Source organism: Mycobacterium triplex, from assembly GCF_000689255.1.
GTDB lineage: Bacteria > Actinomycetota > Actinomycetes > Mycobacteriales > Mycobacteriaceae > Mycobacterium > Mycobacterium triplex.
Genome location: NZ_HG964446.1, coordinates 1,006,031 through 1,023,173, shown reverse-complemented (window position 1 = coordinate 1,023,173; position 17,143 = coordinate 1,006,031). Strand labels below are relative to the sequence as shown.

Annotated in this window: 17 protein-coding genes; 7 read left to right on the top strand and 10 right to left on the bottom strand. The window is 67.6% G+C overall.

Translation table 11 applies throughout. From position 1 onward, the window contains the following. Positions 1–6 precede the first annotated feature (6 nt). Both BN973_RS04680 and BN973_RS04675 read right to left on the bottom strand, forming a co-directional pair. Complete coding sequence (locus BN973_RS04680; protein ID WP_084163297.1) at positions 7–846, bottom strand: carotenoid biosynthesis protein; 840 nt, start codon at positions 844–846, stop codon at positions 7–9. A 48-nt stretch (positions 847–894) separates the two neighbouring features. Beyond that, complete coding sequence (locus BN973_RS04675) at positions 895–2,925, bottom strand: cyclic nucleotide-binding domain-containing protein (RefSeq protein WP_036466276.1); 2,031 nt, start codon at positions 2,923–2,925, stop codon at positions 895–897. 55 nt (positions 2,926–2,980) lie between these two features. Between BN973_RS04675 and BN973_RS04670 the strand changes: the two genes are divergently transcribed. Continuing rightward, positions 2,981–3,751 carry an alpha/beta hydrolase family protein gene (locus BN973_RS04670; protein ID WP_036466275.1) on the top strand — a complete coding sequence of 257 codons (771 nt, stop codon included), beginning with the start codon at positions 2,981–2,983 and terminating at the stop codon, positions 3,749–3,751. A gap of 22 nt (positions 3,752–3,773) precedes the next feature. Here BN973_RS04670 and BN973_RS04665 read toward each other — a convergent pair whose 3' ends face one another. Then, positions 3,774–5,300 carry a GMC family oxidoreductase gene (locus BN973_RS04665; protein ID WP_036466274.1) on the bottom strand — a complete coding sequence of 509 codons (1,527 nt, stop codon included), beginning with the start codon at positions 5,298–5,300 and terminating at the stop codon, positions 3,774–3,776. A gap of 102 nt (positions 5,301–5,402) precedes the next feature. On the opposite strand from BN973_RS04665, the gene BN973_RS04660 reads away from it, so the two are divergent. Further along, complete coding sequence (locus tag BN973_RS04660) at positions 5,403–6,128, top strand: TetR/AcrR family transcriptional regulator (protein WP_051641119.1); 726 nt, start codon at positions 5,403–5,405, stop codon at positions 6,126–6,128. Position 6,129: 1 nt separating this feature from the next. Here the strand turns inward: BN973_RS04660 and BN973_RS04655 are convergent, their stop codons facing one another. Next, a complete protein-coding gene (locus tag BN973_RS04655; protein WP_036466273.1) occupies positions 6,130–7,620 on the bottom strand; it encodes a bifunctional phosphatase PAP2/diacylglycerol kinase family protein in 1,491 nt (496 codons plus the stop codon). A gap of 42 nt (positions 7,621–7,662) precedes the next feature. On the opposite strand from BN973_RS04655, the gene BN973_RS04650 reads away from it, so the two are divergent. Continuing rightward, the gene (locus BN973_RS04650; protein WP_084163296.1) at positions 7,663–8,451 is read left to right on the top strand and encodes a hypothetical protein; all 789 of its coding nucleotides are present in this window, start codon (positions 7,663–7,665) and stop codon (positions 8,449–8,451) included. 1 nt (position 8,452) lies between these two features. On the opposite strand, the gene BN973_RS04645 is transcribed toward BN973_RS04650, so the two are convergent. Beyond that, positions 8,453–9,145, bottom strand: a complete 693-nt coding sequence (locus BN973_RS04645; protein WP_051641533.1) for a GAP family protein — start codon at positions 9,143–9,145, stop codon at positions 8,453–8,455. Between the two features lie 119 nt (positions 9,146–9,264). Between BN973_RS04645 and BN973_RS04640 the strand changes: the two genes are divergently transcribed. Then, positions 9,265–10,659 carry an amidohydrolase family protein gene (locus BN973_RS04640; protein WP_036466269.1) on the top strand — a complete coding sequence of 465 codons (1,395 nt, stop codon included), beginning with the start codon at positions 9,265–9,267 and terminating at the stop codon, positions 10,657–10,659. A gap of 12 nt (positions 10,660–10,671) precedes the next feature. Here BN973_RS04640 and BN973_RS04635 read toward each other — a convergent pair whose 3' ends face one another. After that, positions 10,672–10,977, bottom strand: coding sequence for a hypothetical protein (locus tag BN973_RS04635; RefSeq protein ID WP_036472035.1), 306 nt, complete (start codon positions 10,975–10,977; stop codon positions 10,672–10,674). 120 nt (positions 10,978–11,097) lie between these two features. Between BN973_RS04635 and BN973_RS04630 the strand changes: the two genes are divergently transcribed. Then, complete coding sequence (locus BN973_RS04630; RefSeq protein WP_036466267.1) at positions 11,098–11,325, top strand: hypothetical protein; 228 nt, start codon at positions 11,098–11,100, stop codon at positions 11,323–11,325. A 48-nt stretch (positions 11,326–11,373) separates the two neighbouring features. After that, a complete protein-coding gene (locus tag BN973_RS04625; RefSeq protein WP_036466265.1) occupies positions 11,374–12,876 on the top strand; it encodes a glycosyltransferase family 39 protein in 1,503 nt (500 codons plus the stop codon). Here the strand turns inward: BN973_RS04625 and BN973_RS04620 are convergent, their stop codons facing one another. The 3 genes from BN973_RS04620 to BN973_RS04610 all read right to left on the bottom strand — a co-directional run bounded on the left by BN973_RS04620 (position 12,877) and on the right by BN973_RS04610 (position 15,084). Next, complete coding sequence (locus BN973_RS04620; protein ID WP_036466263.1) at positions 12,877–13,707, bottom strand: glycoside hydrolase family 16 protein; 831 nt, start codon at positions 13,705–13,707, stop codon at positions 12,877–12,879. 122 nt (positions 13,708–13,829) lie between these two features. Beyond that, positions 13,830–14,648 (bottom strand): glycoside hydrolase family 16 protein, encoded by an 819-nt coding sequence (locus tag BN973_RS04615; protein WP_036466261.1) that lies wholly within the window; start codon positions 14,646–14,648, stop codon positions 13,830–13,832. 16 nt (positions 14,649–14,664) lie between these two features. Then, complete coding sequence (locus BN973_RS04610; protein ID WP_036466259.1) at positions 14,665–15,084, bottom strand: MarR family winged helix-turn-helix transcriptional regulator; 420 nt, start codon at positions 15,082–15,084, stop codon at positions 14,665–14,667. Positions 15,085–15,201: 117 nt separating this feature from the next. Between BN973_RS04610 and BN973_RS04605 the strand changes: the two genes are divergently transcribed. Then, positions 15,202–15,831, top strand: a complete 630-nt coding sequence (locus BN973_RS04605) for a hypothetical protein (RefSeq protein ID WP_036466256.1) — start codon at positions 15,202–15,204, stop codon at positions 15,829–15,831. A 253-nt stretch (positions 15,832–16,084) separates the two neighbouring features. On the opposite strand, the gene BN973_RS04600 is transcribed toward BN973_RS04605, so the two are convergent. Continuing rightward, positions 16,085–17,101: an NADP-dependent oxidoreductase gene (locus BN973_RS04600; protein WP_036472034.1), complete on the bottom strand. Its 1,017-nt coding sequence runs from the start codon at positions 17,099–17,101 to the stop codon at positions 16,085–16,087. Positions 17,102–17,143 lie beyond the last annotated feature (42 nt).

The window sequence follows — 17,143 nt, the reverse complement described above, 5'->3', positions numbered from 1 at the left end:
AAGGACTCAGCGAGCCGATGGCCGGCTGTAGAGCCGGACCAGCGCCATGATTCCGGTGAGCACGATGGTGAACACCGCTGCTGACGCGCAGGATTCGTAGACGTCGGCGATCTGAATGGTTTTGCCGCCGCGTACTACGGAGCCGTCGGTCGGATGGATCAGACTGGTGAATACCTGCGTGGTGGTAAAAAGCCAGAACAAGCATGGCAACAGCCAGTAGCCGCGGCTCCGGGTGACGGCGCGCGCGGGAAATCTCGTTTCGACGAGTGCCGCAAGTTGGAAGATCAACCAGCCAGTGAGAAGCCAGCCGAGGAAATTGGTCAGCGGGACACCTAGCGCCCCGGTCGGGTGGTCATAGGAGTACCAGTCGTGCGCCGTCGCCCCGATGGGGTCGTACACCAGGTCATAGCCCCCAAGAATGAACGTCGCCACGATGGGTGTCGTAAAGCGTTCGGCGCCACCGACAACCACCGAGGCGAAGGGGCGCAAGATCACCCGCGCCAGCGCCCAGGCCAGCCACCCGAACATGATCCAGCCGGCGATGGCCACCGGGGGGACGCCCAGGGGTTTCGGACCGGGCAGGTGATGGGTGTAGGAGCCGAAAGGGAAGCCGGTCGCGACACCGATCGCTTCCAATGCGAAAGCGACAACGCCGGCGATGACGACGAATGCGGCCATCCCGCGGGCGGAGTAGCCCAGCCACGCGTGGACGATGACGAACAAAACGAGAAATGCCATTTGGGCCGCCCCGGCTTGAGCAGCCAGCGACGGACGCACCGCCATGACCACCGCGGCGACCACCGTGAGTGCGAGTAGGACCCAACACATTGCGTTGAGAAGCTTCATGTGTGCCGCAACCTCCGTTGGTCAGGACGCTGGTCAGCATATCGGCGGCTAACCGGCTCCTCGGGCGCGGTGGAAGGCCTCGCGGTCCACGGCCAGCAACGTGGTATCGCCCAGCGCCCGCACGGTGGCCGTGCGGGGGACGTCGCGCAAGATCGCCAGCTCTCCGAATCCGTCACCGGGCCGCAGTTCGCGGATCTCGGTGTCGCCCTCGAAAACCGTTGCGCCGCCGTCGACGATCACGTAGTACGTATCGCCGTAGTCGCCCTCGCGGGTGATCAGTGCACCGTCGCCGGCCGCGAGCACCCGCGCCGTATCGGCAAGTTCACCCAGCGCTGTCGCCTCGATCGTGGCCATCGGCGGCTGCAGGGCCAGCAGCTCGCGGGTGACACCGCTGCTGACCGCGGTGTCGCGGCTCAACTCGACGAGACGCTCGGCGACCGGCGGGGTCGTCATGCGGGTACAGGCGATCTGGCCGAGGCGACCGACCGCCGCGCTATCGGTGGACAACGCGGCGAGGAACTCCGCGCGCTCGACGGCGACCAGATCGAGTTCCTCGCGCGCCGTCACGGTGGAGGAGCGCGGCACGTCGTGCAGCAGGGCGATTTCCCCGAACGACCCGCCGGGACCCAGCGTCGCCACCCGGCGACCGTCGACGGCGACCTCGGCCAGGCCGGCAGCGATCATGTAGAAGCGGTCACCGCGGTCGCCCTGCCGGAAGACCTCACAGCCCGCGGGCAACGTCAGGCGCGTCGCGGCCCGAGCGAGCTGTTCGAGTGCCAGCGACGGCAACGGCTCAAGCATCGGGATGGTGCGAATCACGGCCAGCTTGGCCGCGTCCTCGTCGCTGAGCTTGTCGGCGCCGCGCAGTTGAGGCCACGCCACCAACGAAATCAACCCGGCCAACCCGCCCACGAGGCCCAAGGTGGCGGGAAGGCCCAGCGGATCGATGAGAAATGGCGCGACCAAGGCGCCGGAAGCCATGCCGAGCGAATACAGGCTCTGCAAGGTGGCCACCGCCGGCACCATCGACTCGCGGTCGACGCCGCGCTGCACAAGCGTGGGTGCGATCGCGTAGGTGACAGCACCGGCGACACCGAGGCCGGCGGCCAGGGCCAGACCGACGGTCGGCGAACTGATCGTTCCCAGCGAGGCGATGACGGCGGCCAAGCCCAGCAGCGACCCGGCCAGCACGGAGGCCAGGCCGCGACGCGCGGCGAACACCAGCATGGCCAGGGCTCCGAGCAGTCCACCGGCGCCGTAAAGCGTCATGATCGTCGTGACGCCGTCCTTGCCCAGATGCAACCGCTCCTTGGCCACCGACGCGCTGCCGGCATACCAAACGCCCAGGACGGTGACGTTGACGGCGAACAACACGGTGGCCGCGGCAGCCGGACGACTTGCGAGGATTCCGCGAAACCCGGCTCCCAGCACGGTAACTAGCGACCGCGCCCGCCCCTTGGACGGCCCGGAGACAGGAGTCGGGGAATCGCCGGCACTCGGCACCCGGATCAGCAGTGCCGCAGCCGCGCCGACAACGAACAGGATCGCCGGGAGAGCGAAGGCCCATGCGGAGCCCCAGACACCCAACGCCACTCCTGCCAGCGCCGGTCCGGCCAGCGCGCTGGCGCTGACGAGCGAGCTGGTCATGGCATTTCCCGCGGCCGCCTCGGCGGCGGTATCGGAAAGTCGGACCACCAGCGCGCCATGCAGCGGCCGCACGCCTGCCGACAAAACGGAGTCCATGCCCACCAGCACCAACACGACACCGATAGACGCTCCGCTGAGGATCGCGAGGATGGTCGCGACCATCATCAGGCAACGAATCCCGATCCCGATCGCCAGATGAAGCTGCGGACGCGCACTCGCCGCCAGCGGTGTGGTCAGCGGCCCGAACAGCCCGGCCGGCAGCGTCACCAGCACGGTCGCCGCACCCACGGCGGCGGCGCCCCCCACCGAGAAGGTGTAGGCGATGATCAGGACCATATGGGCGAACGCCCCGATATAGAAGGCCGCCCACGCCGCCATGAGCATGCGCAATTGCGGGTTGCGTGACAGCATGCGGCTCGCAGCAAAGGCCACGCAGACACCTTATGCGGCCGCGACGCTCGCCGCGCCCCGTAGTTAGATCTGCCCTATGGGCGAACGCGTCACGTTCCACAGCTCCACCGGCGCGAACCTGGCCGGGGTCATCGAGATCCCGGAAACTCCCGCGCGTGGTTGGGGGGTATTCGCGCACGGCTTCACGCTCGGCAAGGATTGCCCGGCGGCGGCCCGGATCTGCAAGCAGCTGGCGTCCGACGGCATCGGCATGCTGCGCTTCGACGCGCTGGGTCTGGGTGGGTCGGACGGGAACTGGGGCGACGGATCGTTCACCGTCAAGGTCGACGACGTCGTCCAGGCATGCGAATTCATGGTCAACCGCGGGACGCCGCCCGACCTGCTGGTCGGGCACTCCTGGGGTGGCGCCGCGGTGATCGCCGCGGCGATGCGGGCGCCGGGTGTGCGATCGGTCGTCACGGTCGCGGCACCGTTCGATCCCAGCCACGTCGAAAAGCATTACGACGCAGTGGTCGACCGCTGCTTGGCCGAAGGCAGCGTCGAGTGGCTGGTCGGCGGGCGCAAGCTGACCCTCAAGCGCGCATTCGTCGAGGACGTCCGTGCCGCGCAGCTATACGACAAGATCAAAGCCCTGCGGCTGCCGCTGCTGATCCTGCACTCGCCGACCGACAACACCGTCGGCATCGACAACGCGAGCGAGATCTTCCGCCTGGCCCGCCACCCGCGCAGCTTCGTCTCGCTCGAGGGCTCCGATCACCTGCTCACCGCCCGCGGTCAAGCGCATCGGGCCGGCCGGATCATCGGCGCGTGGGCCGACGCCTACCTGGGCGCGGACGCGGAAAGCTAACGGGGACAACACCGTAACCGACTCAGCCGCCGATCATCTCGGCGGCCCGCTCGGCGATCGCATAAACCGTCGCGGCGGTGTTGGCCGACGGGATCGACGGCATCACGGATCCGTCGGCGACCCGCAGGCCGCTGATGCCGTGCACCCGCAATTCGCTGTCGACGACCGACATGTCGGTGTCGCCCATCGCGCAGCTCCCCACGGGGTGGAAGTAGGACATGTATGCGGCCTTGGCGAAAGCAGCGAGGGCAGCATCGCCCTCGACGGCCGGACCGGGCGCGGCTTCTTCGGCACGCCACGGCTCGTAGGCACTGGCGGCACCGAGCCGGCGGGCCAACCGCAGGGCGGTGATCATGGTGCGCACGTCGCGCTCGTCGCCGAAATAGTTCGGGTCGAGCACCGGCGCGTGGTCGGCGGTCGGTCCGGACAGCCGGACGCTGCCGCGGCTGTAGGGCGTCATCAGCGACGCGCCGATCACGTAGCCGACCACGCTGCCGTCATCCCCGGGCAGGCCGATACCGGTGGAATCGATCAGTAGGAGTTGGACGTCGGGTCCGTGCTCGGCGTATTCGGTCTGAATCAATCCGAGTGCCTCGCTGTGACTGCTGCGGCTGGGCGGCATCGGCCGGGTGGAGCGGTACACCACCGGCGACATCACGTGGTCGTGGAAGTTGGAACCCACGCCCGGCAGGTCGAGGCTGACCTCGACGCCGACGTCCCGAAGGTGTTGCGCTGGGCCAACTCCGGACAGCATCAGCAGCTGCGCCGAGCCGATGGTACCGGCGGTGAGCACGACCTCGCCGGAGCGCACCAGCGAAGTCCCGTCGGCCGTGGTGTACTCCACGCCGGTGCAGCGGCCATTCTCGATCGCAAGCCGGTGCACGGTGGCTTCGGCGACGAAGTCGAGATTGGGTCGGTTGAGGGCGGGGAGTAGATAGGCGTCGGCGGCGCTGAGCCGTTTCCCGTCGACGATGTTCAGAAAGGTCGGGCCGAATCCGACTTCGGATCCCGCGCTGATGTCGGTCGCCCGGCGGTATCCGCACTCGAGCGCGGCCTCGAGCCCGGCCGCGATGATCGGATGTACCGGATCCAGTGTGCCGATCCGCATCGGGCCGCTGTCGCCGCGCAGCGCCGGGTCGCCGCCGACCGCGGTCTCGCTGCGTTTGAAGTACGGCAGCAGGTCGTCGTATCCCCAACTCTTCGCGCCGACGTTCTCCCACGGCGCGTAGCTGTCTCGGTGTCCGCGAACGAACATCATGCCGTTGGTGGCCGACGATCCGCCCACACCTCGGCCCCGGGACAACGGCACCGACGATCCGGTCGCCGCCTGCACAGTGGTCGACTCGCCCCAGTCGGCCTCGCCGCCGATCAGGGTGGGCCACAACTGGGGGTTGGCGCTGGCCGCCGGCGGTGTTGCGCTACCCGCCTCGAGGAGCAAAACGCGGGTGTCGGGCTGCTCCGAGAGTCGGCTGGCGAGCACACAGCCGCCGACCCCGGCGCCGACGACAACGAAGTCGTAGCTGGTCGATGGGTTCGATGCTGAAGACATTGGGGGTTCCTTTACGCGGTCCTGTTGTTAACAGCGATATTGCAGCAAACGATATCACCGATTCGTATCACTGCAATCGGTAAATTTGTTATCGTTGAAAACATGAATGCCCAGAAGCCGAGGACTCCCGGCCCCGAGGCGGCGGAGAAAGTGCTGGAAGCCGCGGCCGGACTGCTCGCCTCCGGCGGCGTCGACGCGGTCTCGACCAGGGCCGTCGCGGCGGCGGCGGGTGTGCAGCCACCGGTGATCTATCGGCAGTTCGGCGACAAGCAGGGCCTGCTGGATGCGGTGACCGGGTACGTGCTGCAGAGCTACCTACAGGACAAGCGGGGCGCCGCCCTCACCGACGACCCCGTGCAGGACTTCCGCGACTCGTGGGACTTGCACGTAGGCTTCGGCCTCACCCACCCCGATTGCTACATCCTGGCCTACGTCCAGGACCGTCCCGGCAAGATGCCGGTGCTCGCCCGCGAATCGCTGGAGATCCTGCACCGACTGGTCTCGCGCATCGGGGACCGCGGCCTGCTCAAGATGAGCGTCAAGCGCGCTGTCCAGGTCACGCATGCCGCCGGACTGGGCTACGTGCTGGCCCAGATTCGCGTGCCACCCGAGGACCGCGACCCGGAGTTGTCTTTCATCACGCGGGAGAACACCATCGCCGCGATCGTGACCGACCGCCCGCGGCAGGCGCCCCCGTCCGATCTGCCCGGGCGTGCCGTCGCCCTGCGAGAAGCATTGCGCGCCAACAGCAATGGCACGCTGACCGCGGGTGAGAAGGCGATGATGGCCGAATGGCTCGATCGCCTGGCCGACCGGCCGGCCGGGTAGCTCAGCGAATCGGCCGGAACACCGGCAGAATCCGGTACTTCGCGGTGAAGCTGGCCTCGCGGTACTCGTCGCCGACCTCGCCGTCATGCGCGACGACCGTCGGTGCGTCGACAGCGGAGAAGCTGAATTCGGGCACCTGTAGCTCGTGGTACAGCGGGCTGCGCTGCAGCCGTCCCAACGCCAGCGCCGTCAGGATCCTGGTGGTGGCGAACCGGCCGCCGGTTTCGAGGATGCGCACGTCGATCAGGCCGTCGTCCATGCGAGTCCGACGCGACGGTGCGAATCCCGTTGGCAGATAAAGCGAGTTACCCAGAAAGAACAGCGATGTCAGCAGGGTCGTGTTGTCGTAGCGGATTCGGACGGGCTGATCGTTGCGCAGCGTGTGCAGCATCGCGTAGAAGCCGGCCAGCTGCTTGCCGATTCGTTTCTCCAGCTTTTCGCGCTGCTGCACGAACGTCGGATACGCACCGATGCTGGCGGTGTTGATCACCATCCGACTTTCGTTGAGGCACACCAGATCAACGCAGGCCACACTGCCGCGACGGATCGACTCCACGGTCTTGCCGACGGTGTCGCAGCCGATGTCCTTCGCGAAGTGGTTGAACGTTCCGGCGGGAAAGACCGCCAGCGGAAGCCCGGCGTCGACTGCCACCGCCGCAGCGGTGGCCACCGTGCCGTCACCGCCCCCCACGGCTAGCACCTCGGCCCGCGCGGCGGCACTGCGCAGCGACCGCTCGGGGTCATCGTCGGGACCGAGTTCCACGATCTCGGCGCGCGGCAACTCGGCGCGGACCTCGTCGACGACGCGAGCCCCGGTGCCGCTGCCCGACGCCGGGTTGACCACCAACACCACGCCGGCGCCTTCGGGGCGTTCCGGCGTCTCGATGCGCAGCGGTTCCGATTGCGGCAGAGCGGTTTCGACGACGGGCGGAACCAGCCGGCCGCCCAACACAGCGATCCCGGCGCCGATGCCCAGCCCCGCAATCACATCGCCGGGATAGTGCGCCCCGGTGGCCACTCGCGACAATCCGACCAGCCCGGCCAGCAGCGCCAGCCCGAAGCCCACCGGCGGACTCTCCAGCCCCACGCCGACGGCGAACGCGGCCGCGCTGGCCGAGTGTCCCGACGGGAACGAGTTGGACGTCGGGCGGCGGCGGGATCTTCTGACCACCGGCACCGAGTCGTAGAGCGGTCGCGCGCGCCGGCGGATTCGCTTGGCGAACTGGTTGGTGAACAAGCTCGTGACACCGAGCGTCACGAGCCCCCGGGTGGCACCGCGCTGTGCGGACGCCTTCCTCGACGCGAGCAGCCCCGCGGCGATGACGAACCACAGTTTGGAATGGTCGGCGGCCCGGGTCAGCGGCGGCATGACCGTGTCGAGCAGCGGGGTCGGAGTTTCGGCCACGGCGACGAACAACTCGCGATCCAGCGTGCCCAAACCACGGGCGATCTGCTTGATTCCGCGCGCGCGTTGCCAGGGCCCCCTGCTCATTCGCTACACCCTAGCGCTGCGACCGATAACAATTGACGGACTATGACCAGGCGGACGGCGGCGGACTTGCACCGTAAGTGGCTGGCCAACGCCGAACGTCGGGGCGTGCCGACGGCGGCCACCAGCGCGATCGCCGAGCGGCACGCCGTGACGCGCGAGAGCTTTCGGGTGCTGGAAGACATGGCGGAGATCAGCGACCCGGACGGCAAGTCGTTCTTCCTCATTCCGCCGGGCAGCACCGGCGATCAGACCCGCGCCGCGACGCTGATGACCTACATCCTCAACGCGGGCACCGGCTACGGCGGCCCGGGCAACCCGCCCGCCGACTTCCCCGAGACCCCGTACACCGCTGACGAGGTGCAGCGGATCATCGACCGTCAGGCGGCGAACAACTGGAGTTACGACGCAGACGTCGGATTCGTCGACCGCAACGGCGGGCGCCTCGTCACAACCCCGAACGGCATGCTGATGGGCCTGGGCGGCAACTGGATCCAGCGGCTGTTCAGCCAGCAGGGCGGCACCGCGTGGGGCGACATCTTCATGGTCAACGTCTCGATTGACGACGACCCGGCCGGCGCCGCCCGACGGCTGCGCCAAATCGTCGAATCCGGCCACGCGTGGTACACCGACCGCAAGGGCCGGCCGCTGGAGAGCACGCTGGCGCTGGACCGGGTGCTGCATCACGAGGAGTTGCATTCCCAGCAGTGGGCCGCCAAGGGCCACTCCCGCATGATCACGGCCTACGTCTGGGAAGTGATCCGCGACAGGGTCTTTGGCAAGACAAACCGGCTCGAAGCCCAAGCCGGTCTGGCCGACGGCGGCTACCAGTAGCCTACAGTGCACGAATTCCGTTGTGCAGCACCATCAAACCGATCAGGACCAGGATGGCCGCCATCAGCGCGGCGTTGTTCTTTTCCATCCAGTCTCTGACGCGTTCCAGGAAATCGTCGAGGCGATGCCCCGCGGCCACGTAGGCGAGGATGGGGATCGCAACCGTCGACGCGGACACGGCGACGAAGACGATGCCGGCCGACAGTTTGTCGACGTCGTCCAAGTGGCTGGTACCGATGGCCACCCCGCCCGCCAAGTTCATCAGCAGCACCTCGACGCGGATCACCGTCAGCACCAGTCCGGTGACGGCCGCGCGCCGGGGGCGCATCGTGGAGAAGTGCCGCATCCAGGCCGGGGACTCGGTGTGCCGATGCCGGGTCACCCAGCGGTAGATGCCGAACAGGATCAGCGCGGACCCGAGGACCACCCGCAGCCACGACGCCCACGTCGGTGGCGACGACTTGTGCATGTCGCCGAGCCCCCCGGAGCCCGCGACGAACAACACCGTCTGCGCCACCAGCCCGAACACCCAGCCGCCCAGGAAGGCCAGCCCGGCGGGCCGCGGCTGCGGTGCGTGCAGCACCAGGACAGCCGGGATGATCGACAGCGGCGAGACGGCGGTGACGAGCGCCAGCGGAATGAGCGTGGGTAACAGCGAACTCCAGCTTCCTGCCACGGGCAGCAATCCTCTCATCGACATCGTCACCGTGCTACCGAACGAGCCGCGCGCGCTGTCCGGGCCGTCGCCCGAGCACCCCCGGGTGGTTGTATGTGATTTGCGGCGCGACGGGGAAAACACTAGGGGACGATCACGTGGCTCGGATTCACCTTGGGCACATTTTTCACCTTGCCGGCTCTCCGCTGCTGTCCGAAGCCGCCGATGCACTGGTGTCCATCCCGGAAGGCGCATTGGTGGTCGAGGACGACGGCAAGATCGCGTACTGCGGTGACCGCGCCGGCGTCCCGCTCAAGTACCGGTCCACACCCGTGACGGATCATCGGCCCGGGTTTCTGCTGCCGGGCTTCGTGGATACCCACGCGCACTTCCCGCAGACCTTCGCCGCCGACTCGTACCACGGCGGGCAACTGCTGGAGTGGTTGAACCACTGCATCTATCCCGCGGAAGCCCGCTTCGCCGACCGGACCTTCGCGCGGCGGGCGGCCGTCGAGTTCTGCGATCGGCGCATCGCGAGCGGAACCACGGCCGCCATGGTGTTCGGGTCGCCGTTTCCCGACGCCCAGGATGCGTTGTTCACCGAAACGGCGCGCCGCGGGCTGCGCATCGTCAGCGGCCGCGGCATCCAGACCGTCGGACCGCAGGCCGCCAAGCCGCTGATGACGTCGGAAGACGACGCGATCCGGCTGGCCCGCGAAGAGATCAACAAGTGGCACGCGGCCGACACCGGCAACGTGAAGACCGCTCGGCTGCAGGTGGCGCTGGTCCCCCGATTCGCGATCGCGGTGACCGCCGAGACCCTGAAAAGACTTGGCGAACTGTACGATTCGGTGCGAGATCGGGGCGTGTACTTTCACACGCACCTCAACGAGGACAACCGCCCGGACACCGGCGACGTCGACCAGACCAAGCAGATCTATCAGGTCGACGCGTATCTGGACACCTATGACGGCAGGTTTCTGCCCGGCTCGAAAGTCGGCGGCCCGAGCCTGCTTGGGCGGCGCAGCGTGATGGCGCACGCGGTGCACTGCCAGGACACCGAGCTGCAGCGGATGTCGGAGACGGGCACCTCGATCGCGCACTGCCCGGTGTCCCAACAGTTCCTCGGGTCCGGCACCATGCCGTGGGTCCGCACGGTCGCATCTGGCGTAAACATCGCCGCCGGAACGGATTTCGGCGGCGGGGACGAGTGGCCGATTCCACAGGTGCTGGCGACGGCCTTCAAGGCGCACGTCTGTGAACCGGGCGACGCCGGTGTGTCGATGCATCCGGCCGAGATGCTGTTCATCGGGACGCTCGGCGGTGCCCGCGCGCTCGACATGGAGGACCGGTTCGGCAATTTCGACGTCGGCAAGGAGGCCGACTTCGTCGTCGTCGACCCGAACCGCACGCCGGCGCTGAAGGCCGTGATCACCGAGGGCGTGCGATCCCAGGACCCGGCGACGGCCCGGGACCAGACACTGTTCGGCTTGCTGATGCGAACCCGGGAAACGTCCATCGCCGGCACCTACGTGCAGGGGCGGCGGCTGTAACACCCACCGGCCCTAGCTCTTTCGGCGCAACGTCCAGGCCGGTATCCAGTGCGTCACGGTTTTTTGCTTGGACCCGTACGCAATTGGATAGGTCACCAGTCCCCACCAGTCGCCTTGCTCGCACAGACCCCAGCAGCTCAGCCGCCCCTCAACGACCTTGTGCAGCTGCAGCCCGTTGGGCTGATACCGGCCCGAGCGGTGTGGCTCGCGCGGGAAAAGCACCGTCAAGTCGATCAGCACCGCGATCGGCGGACGTACCACCCGGAACGGATCGCGGACCGGCTGGCCGTTATATCCGATCGATGCGAGCGGCCTCATTGTTCGATCATACGTTCGAAAAATGAAGGTCTGGTCGAGTCCGGTCAATTGCCCCTCGGGTGCTGCGGCAAGTCGATATAGTTCGCCTGGCAACCGGCCGATGGAACTGGGGAGATCCGCATGATCAGGGTTATCGCTACGGGCTTACTGGCCTTGGGTGGGCTGCTGACCACTGCGGTGGGCGTGGCCAATGCTGACGAGATTCAGGTCGACGGCGTCTACTCGACCCTGGGTGCGTGCGAAGCCGACGGCCCCCACGTCGAGCTGGCGCACAACGACCAGTTGTGGACGCACTGGGACTGCCGCCAACACGCCGACGGCCTGTACTACCTGTACCTGACCAACTAGCGGCTCCGCCCGGGGAGAGCCCGGGTTTGCTTCTGGCACCATAACGGTGTGTCAGGGCGTCGCGTGCTGGAGCCGCTGATCGTCGGCGTACTGGCCACCGCGGTAAGTCTTGTCGGCGCCGGCCGTCCCTCGTTCTGGTACGACGAGGCCGCGACCATTTCGGCCGCCTACAGTCGTTCCCTCGGTCAGCTGTGGCAGATGCTGGGCAACGTCGACGCCGTCCACGGCCTGTACTACCTGCTCATGCACGGATGGTTCCAGATCTTCGCACCCACCGAGTTCTGGTCTCGCGCGCCCAGCGGTCTGGCCGTCGGGGGTGCCGCCGCCGGAGTCGTGGTGCTGGGCAACCAATTTTCCTCTCGCACCGTGGCGCTGGCCGCCGGCGTCATCTGCGCGGTCCTGCCGCGCTCGACCTGGGCAGGCATCGAAGCTCGCCCGTACGCCCTGTCGATGATGGCCGCGGTGTGGCTGACCATATTGTTCGTCTGCGCGACGCGTCGTCACAGCGCGTGGATCTGGCTGGCTTACGGTGTCGCCCAAGTGGTTTCGGTGATTCTCGATGTGTACCTGGTGCTGCTGTTGCTGGTGCACTTCGCGTTCGTCTGCGCTTTCGTGCGCCGGCGCACGGTGCTGACCGCCTTCGTCGTCACCTCGGTTGTGGCCAGCTGCGCCGTGGCGCCGTTTCTGTTCGTGGCCGCGGGGCAAGTGCATCAGATCAGTTGGGTCGCGCCGATCGGGCATCGAACGATCGAAGATGTGACGGTTCAGCAGTACTTCGAGCGGAGCCCACCGTTCGCTGTGTTGTCGGCGCTGGTGATCGTCGCGGCGATGGCGGTGTGGCGCTGGACATCGGTGAAACTCGTTGCGGCAGATCGGCAATTACTGACGCTGGCGATCGCCTGGCTGGTGATACCGACCGCGCTGATCGTGGCGTGGTCGGCGATGGTGCACCCGATCTACACGCCGCGCTACCTGTGCTTCACCGCTCCGGCGATCGCGCTGGCCCTGGGCGTCTGTGTGGGCGCGCTCGCGGCCAAGCCATGGGTGGCAGCCGTGATCGTTGCCCTGTTCGCGGTCGCCGCGGCACCGAATTACTTACGGGTGCAACATAACCCGTATGCCAAGTACGGCATGGACTACAGCCAGGTCGCCGACCTGATCACCGCGCAGGCGGCGCCGGGTGATTGTCTGCTGGTCAACGACACGGTGACGTTCATGCCCGCACCGATGCGGCCCCTGATGGCGGCACGCCCGGACGCCTACCGAAAGCTGATCGACCTGACCCTGTGGCAGCGCGCCACCGATCGCCGAAATGTGTTCGACACCAACCTGATCCCGGAGGTCGTCGCCAAACCGCTCGGCCAGTGCCGCGTGGTGTGGATCATCACCCAGGCCGACGAGTCGATGCCCGCCCACGAGCAGGGTTCGGCGCTGCCGCCCGGCCCGCGCTACGGCGCCACACCGGCCTTCGCGGTCCCGCACGACTTGGGCTTCCGGCTGGTCGAGCGCTGGCAGTTCAACCTGGTTCAGGTGTTCAAAGCGACGCGCTAGCTACCAGATGCGGATGTAGTCGACGAGCATGGACGCCGGGAAGACACCCGCGGCGGGGTCCCCGGCGCCGACACCACCGACGGCAAGCGTGAACATCGGCGTCATCCAGTAGCCGGGGTTGTTGAACGGCCACCGCATGTCTTCCGGCGGGTTGCCGGCGACGTGAATAGGTTTGTTGGGGACCTTGAAGTACTCGGAGCCATCGCGCGAGAACTCGAATCCCTTTTCGCCCCAATACATCCGCCAAGTGTGCCAGTCACCGTCGACCAGACCCGGGATGGACTTGCCTTCCCAGGTCTTCCCGTTGGACGCCGCGTGGACGGTGGTGCCGGGGGCCCATTGGCCGTTGCCGTACCACTCGAAGATGTCGACCTCGCCGTCGGGCAGCGGGTCTTCGTTGACTCCCCAGAACGACGGCCACAGGCCGGGGGTCAGGCAGTCGAGTTTGATCTTCGCTTCCCAGGTCTGGTTGATCATGCTGCGGAAGTTCCCGCGCAGCTTGCCGCTGTAGTAGGTGTTGGCCAGGAAATCGTGGGTGGCGCGCAGGACGAGGTTGGAGTGGCCGTCCTGGAACACGTTTTGCGGGTCGGCGCGGTAAATCCCCTCGACCGGCGGGTAGACGTCGTCCTGCCAGGTCTGGATCGTCCATTTGCCCGGGTCGGGAAGCGAACCGGCCGGACCGTCGAACTCGTCGGCAAAGATGTACGGCCCGCCCGGCCCGGCAGCCGGTGCGGCCGGCGCCGACGGGGACGCCAGCGCTTCCGGGAGGGGCAGCGTTGCCGCCGCTGCCAACATGCCGAGCCCTGTCGTCAACAACCGGCGACGATCCATACGCACTACCACCCATCGCTTCATGCCCGAGCTCCGACTCGGCGCGGTTCCCCCCCGGCCAACTCCCGCAAACGGTGTTATACAACCATGCGGCGCGTTGGCATGCATCCCGCACCCGTGGCTTAGAAGACGCGCACCCAATCGACCAGCATCTCCGCCGGGTAGGCGCCCGACGCGGGGTCGCCGCCGCCCGAACCACCCACCGCCAGGTTGAGCATCGGAAACATCGTGTAGCCGACATCGTTGAACGGCCACATCCGGATCGGGTCGTGCAGATCCTCGATGCCGGTGGCCGGAACGCTGAAGTACGGTGGCGCGCCCTCGGCATAGTCTTCCCAGAAGTACATGCCGCTCGGATTCCATGTCACGCGCCAGGTGTGCCATGCGCCGTCGACGGCGATCCGGTGGGTCTCGAATGCGGTGCCGTCCGGATTCGCGTGCACGGTGGTGCCCGCGGGCCACTGCCCGTTGCCGTACCACTCCATCAGGTCGACTTCCCCGCTGCGACCGGGATCGTCATTGGACAGCCACCAGGCGGGCCAGCAGCCGCCGGTGAGGCAGTTGAGTTTGATGCGCGCTTCCCAGGTGGTTCCGATGCCGCCCCGCCAGGTACCGCTCACCAAGCCGCCGAAGTAGTTGCCGCCATCGCGGGTGGCGCGCAGCACCAGGTTGGACTTGCCGTCGACGAACACGTTTTGCCGACTGTCGCGGTACTGCCCGAAAAACTCGGGACGGTCGAACCCGGTCGGGTTCTTGATCGGCGTACGTTGGCTCGCCACAACCCATTTCGACGGATCCGGCGCCGAGCCGGCCGGCCCGTCGAATTCGTCGTGAAACAGGTAGCTGCCCGCCCGCGCCGGTGCGGCGCCGGCACGCGCGGTGGGAATTGCCGCGGCCAGCGCACCGAATCCGGCCAGCATCATCATCCGGCGACGATCCATACCTGACACCTTCGGTTCAAGGGGTGCCCGCAGCATAGAGCAGTTCTTTGAGCTGACTTTGCTGCTCTGCGGCGAGCCGGATCAGAATTCGCCGTTCGGCCACCGCCACCGCGGCGTCCGCGCGCTTCAGCAGGGCTTTGCCACTCCGGGTCAGTTGGGCCGGCATCGCGCGCCCGGCCGGTGCCGAGGCCGCGCGGCTGAGCACACCGCGGTCCTCCAGGGCACGCAGCACCTGGTTGGCCGCCTGCGCGGAGACGTTGGTGCCGCGAGCCAACTCCGCACTGGTGAGCCCGGGATGCTTGGCCAGGATCCGCATGCACACGAATTCGGGCAGGCCGACTCCCAGCGGCTTGAGCTCCGCGGCGACCTGGGGTCGCAACGAGGCCATCACCCGATACAACAGGAAGCCCAACGGCTCGTCATGGGAAGCGCTCATGTCCACATGCTGACATGTGCCGCATCGTTGCCGCACCGAACCATCAACTTTGTTGACATTGCCGGAGTCGGTGGTATCAAGGAGCTTGATGGTCCGATATGGAAAGGAATGACAAGGATGTCTGGTGACGGATTGTTCGGCGGCCCCGGCGCTTTCGGGGGCGGTTTCGGTGGTCCCGGCTTCGGGGGCTTCGGTTTCGGGGGCGGTCCCGGCGGTTTCGGGGGCGGCTGGGGCAAGCACGGCGGTTGGGGTCATGGCGGCCCCGGCGGCCCAGGTTTCGGTCCCGGTGGTCGTCCGCCGCTCAAGCGCGCGGCATTTGTGACCGCGGCGCTGTTGCTCGACGGGCCGGCGGACGCCGCGCAGGTCGTGCAGCGGGTGTCCGACGCGACCGACGGCGCGCTCACCCCTCCGCAGGAAATCGCGGAGCTGGCCATCGGCCTGCTCGACGGTCGCGGCGTGGTGACCGTCGACAACGGTGTGGCGACGTTGACCGAGTTCGGCCAGAACCTGCTGAAGTGGCGCGGCGTCAGCAGTCAGACGGCGCACGCTTTCCTCAAGCGCGCGGGTCAGTTCGGCGACGTCTTCAAGATTCGCCGGGAGATGTTCGAGATCGCCGGCCTGGCGCGCACGATCACCTGGACGGGCACCGACGAGCAGAAGCAACAGCTCGCCGAGGCGCGAACCAAGGTTCTCGAGGCACTGCGCGAGGCCAAGAAGACGCTGCACCGCGTCCTCGGCGAGGACTGACGCGGGGCGAGTGTGCGCCGACGGCGTTGCGTGTGCGTCTGTGGCCGCGACACGCCGGGCGAGGCCGCCGTCGGCGCACACTCAAAGCCCTGGATGCACAGCCGGCCGGGCGAGGCCGAGTGCCGGGCACAGCCGGCCGGGCGAGGCCGAGTGCCGGGCACAGCCGGCCGGGCGAGGCCGAGTGCCCGGCGAGGCCGAGTGCCCGGCTGGTAGGGCGCTGAGACGCGGGTGCCCGGGCAGCCGGGCGTTCGCTTCAGGCCGAAGGCTCGCTGATCTTGACCAACGTCTTGCCGATGTTGGCCCCGGTGAACAACCCGTTGAGGGCGTCGACGCACGACTCGATGCCCTCAAAGATGGTCTGGCGGTGCTTGAGCCGGCCTTCGGCTTCCCATTGACGCAGGGAGGCAAAGGCTTCGTCGAAGCGGCCCCATTGGTCGAGTGCGTTGAATCCCTGCATCAGCGCCGTCTTCGACAGCAGGTTCACGTAGTTGGCCGGTCCCGGGTGCTCGCCGGTCAGATAGCTGGAGATGACGCCGCAGAGCACGACGCGGGCGTTGTTGGCGAGCCGGCCGAGCACCGCATCGAGGATCGGCCCGCCGACGTTGTCGAAGTAGACGTTGACGCGTTTCGGGCAATGCTGCTTGAGCGCGGCGGACACGTCCTCGTTCTTGTAGTCGATGCACGCGTCGAAACCGAAGTCCTCGACCACCGCCCGGCATTTCTCCGGCCCGCCCGCGATGCCCACCACCCGGGCGCCGGCGATCTTGGCGATCTGCCCGGCAACCGATCCGGTGGCACCCGCCGCCGCCGAGACCACCACCGTCTCACCGGCCTTGGGCCTACCGATGTCGGTCATGCCGAAGTAGGCGGTGGCACCGGTCGGGCCGTACACCGACATGATCGCCAGCTGGTCGTCCTCGCCGGGGATGGGCGTGCTGAACACGTCGTCGCGGATGATCACGTATTCCTGGAAACCGGTGAGCGTGGTGATCACGTCGCCGACGGCGTAGGCGTCGCACCGCGACGCGACGACCTCGCCGATGCCGGCCGCCCGGATCACCTCGCCGAGCTGCACCGGCGGAAGGTAACTCGGCTGGTCGTTCAGCCAGGTCCGGACGGCCGCGTCGAGGCCGACGTAGGTGGTTCGGACCAGCGCTTCTCCGTCGCCGGGCTCGGGTGCCGCCCGGGTGATCAGCTCGGTGTCGTCGGGTGCAACCAGCCCGGTCGGGCGACGACGAAGCAGGATCTGGCGATTGGGCATGTCGGGCACGCTGCTGAAACTACCCATTTGACGCCGTCTGGTGGGAGCATC

Coding starts and splice junctions, on each gene's coding strand:
- BN973_RS04680 (WP_084163297.1), bottom strand. CDS start 846: ATGAAGCTTCTCAACGCAATGTGTTGGGTCCTACTCGCACTCACGGTG.
- BN973_RS04670 (WP_036466275.1), top strand. CDS start 2,981: ATGGGCGAACGCGTCACGTTCCACAGCTCCACCGGCGCGAACCTGGCC.
- BN973_RS04665 (WP_036466274.1), bottom strand. CDS start 5,300: ATGTCTTCAGCATCGAACCCATCGACCAGCTACGACTTCGTTGTCGTC.
- BN973_RS04660 (WP_051641119.1), top strand. CDS start 5,403: ATGAATGCCCAGAAGCCGAGGACTCCCGGCCCCGAGGCGGCGGAGAAA.
- BN973_RS04655 (WP_036466273.1), bottom strand. CDS start 7,620: ATGAGCAGGGGGCCCTGGCAACGCGCGCGCGGAATCAAGCAGATCGCC.
- BN973_RS04650 (WP_084163296.1), top strand. CDS start 7,663: ATGACCAGGCGGACGGCGGCGGACTTGCACCGTAAGTGGCTGGCCAAC.
- BN973_RS04645 (WP_051641533.1), bottom strand. CDS start 9,145: ATGAGAGGATTGCTGCCCGTGGCAGGAAGCTGGAGTTCGCTGTTACCC.
- BN973_RS04635 (WP_036472035.1), bottom strand. CDS start 10,977: ATGAGGCCGCTCGCATCGATCGGATATAACGGCCAGCCGGTCCGCGAT.
- BN973_RS04630 (WP_036466267.1), top strand. CDS start 11,098: ATGATCAGGGTTATCGCTACGGGCTTACTGGCCTTGGGTGGGCTGCTG.
- BN973_RS04620 (WP_036466263.1), bottom strand. CDS start 13,707: ATGGATCGTCGCCGGTTGTTGACGACAGGGCTCGGCATGTTGGCAGCG.
- BN973_RS04615 (WP_036466261.1), bottom strand. CDS start 14,648: ATGGATCGTCGCCGGATGATGATGCTGGCCGGATTCGGTGCGCTGGCC.
- BN973_RS04610 (WP_036466259.1), bottom strand. CDS start 15,084: ATGAGCGCTTCCCATGACGAGCCGTTGGGCTTCCTGTTGTATCGGGTG.
- BN973_RS04605 (WP_036466256.1), top strand. CDS start 15,202: ATGTCTGGTGACGGATTGTTCGGCGGCCCCGGCGCTTTCGGGGGCGGT.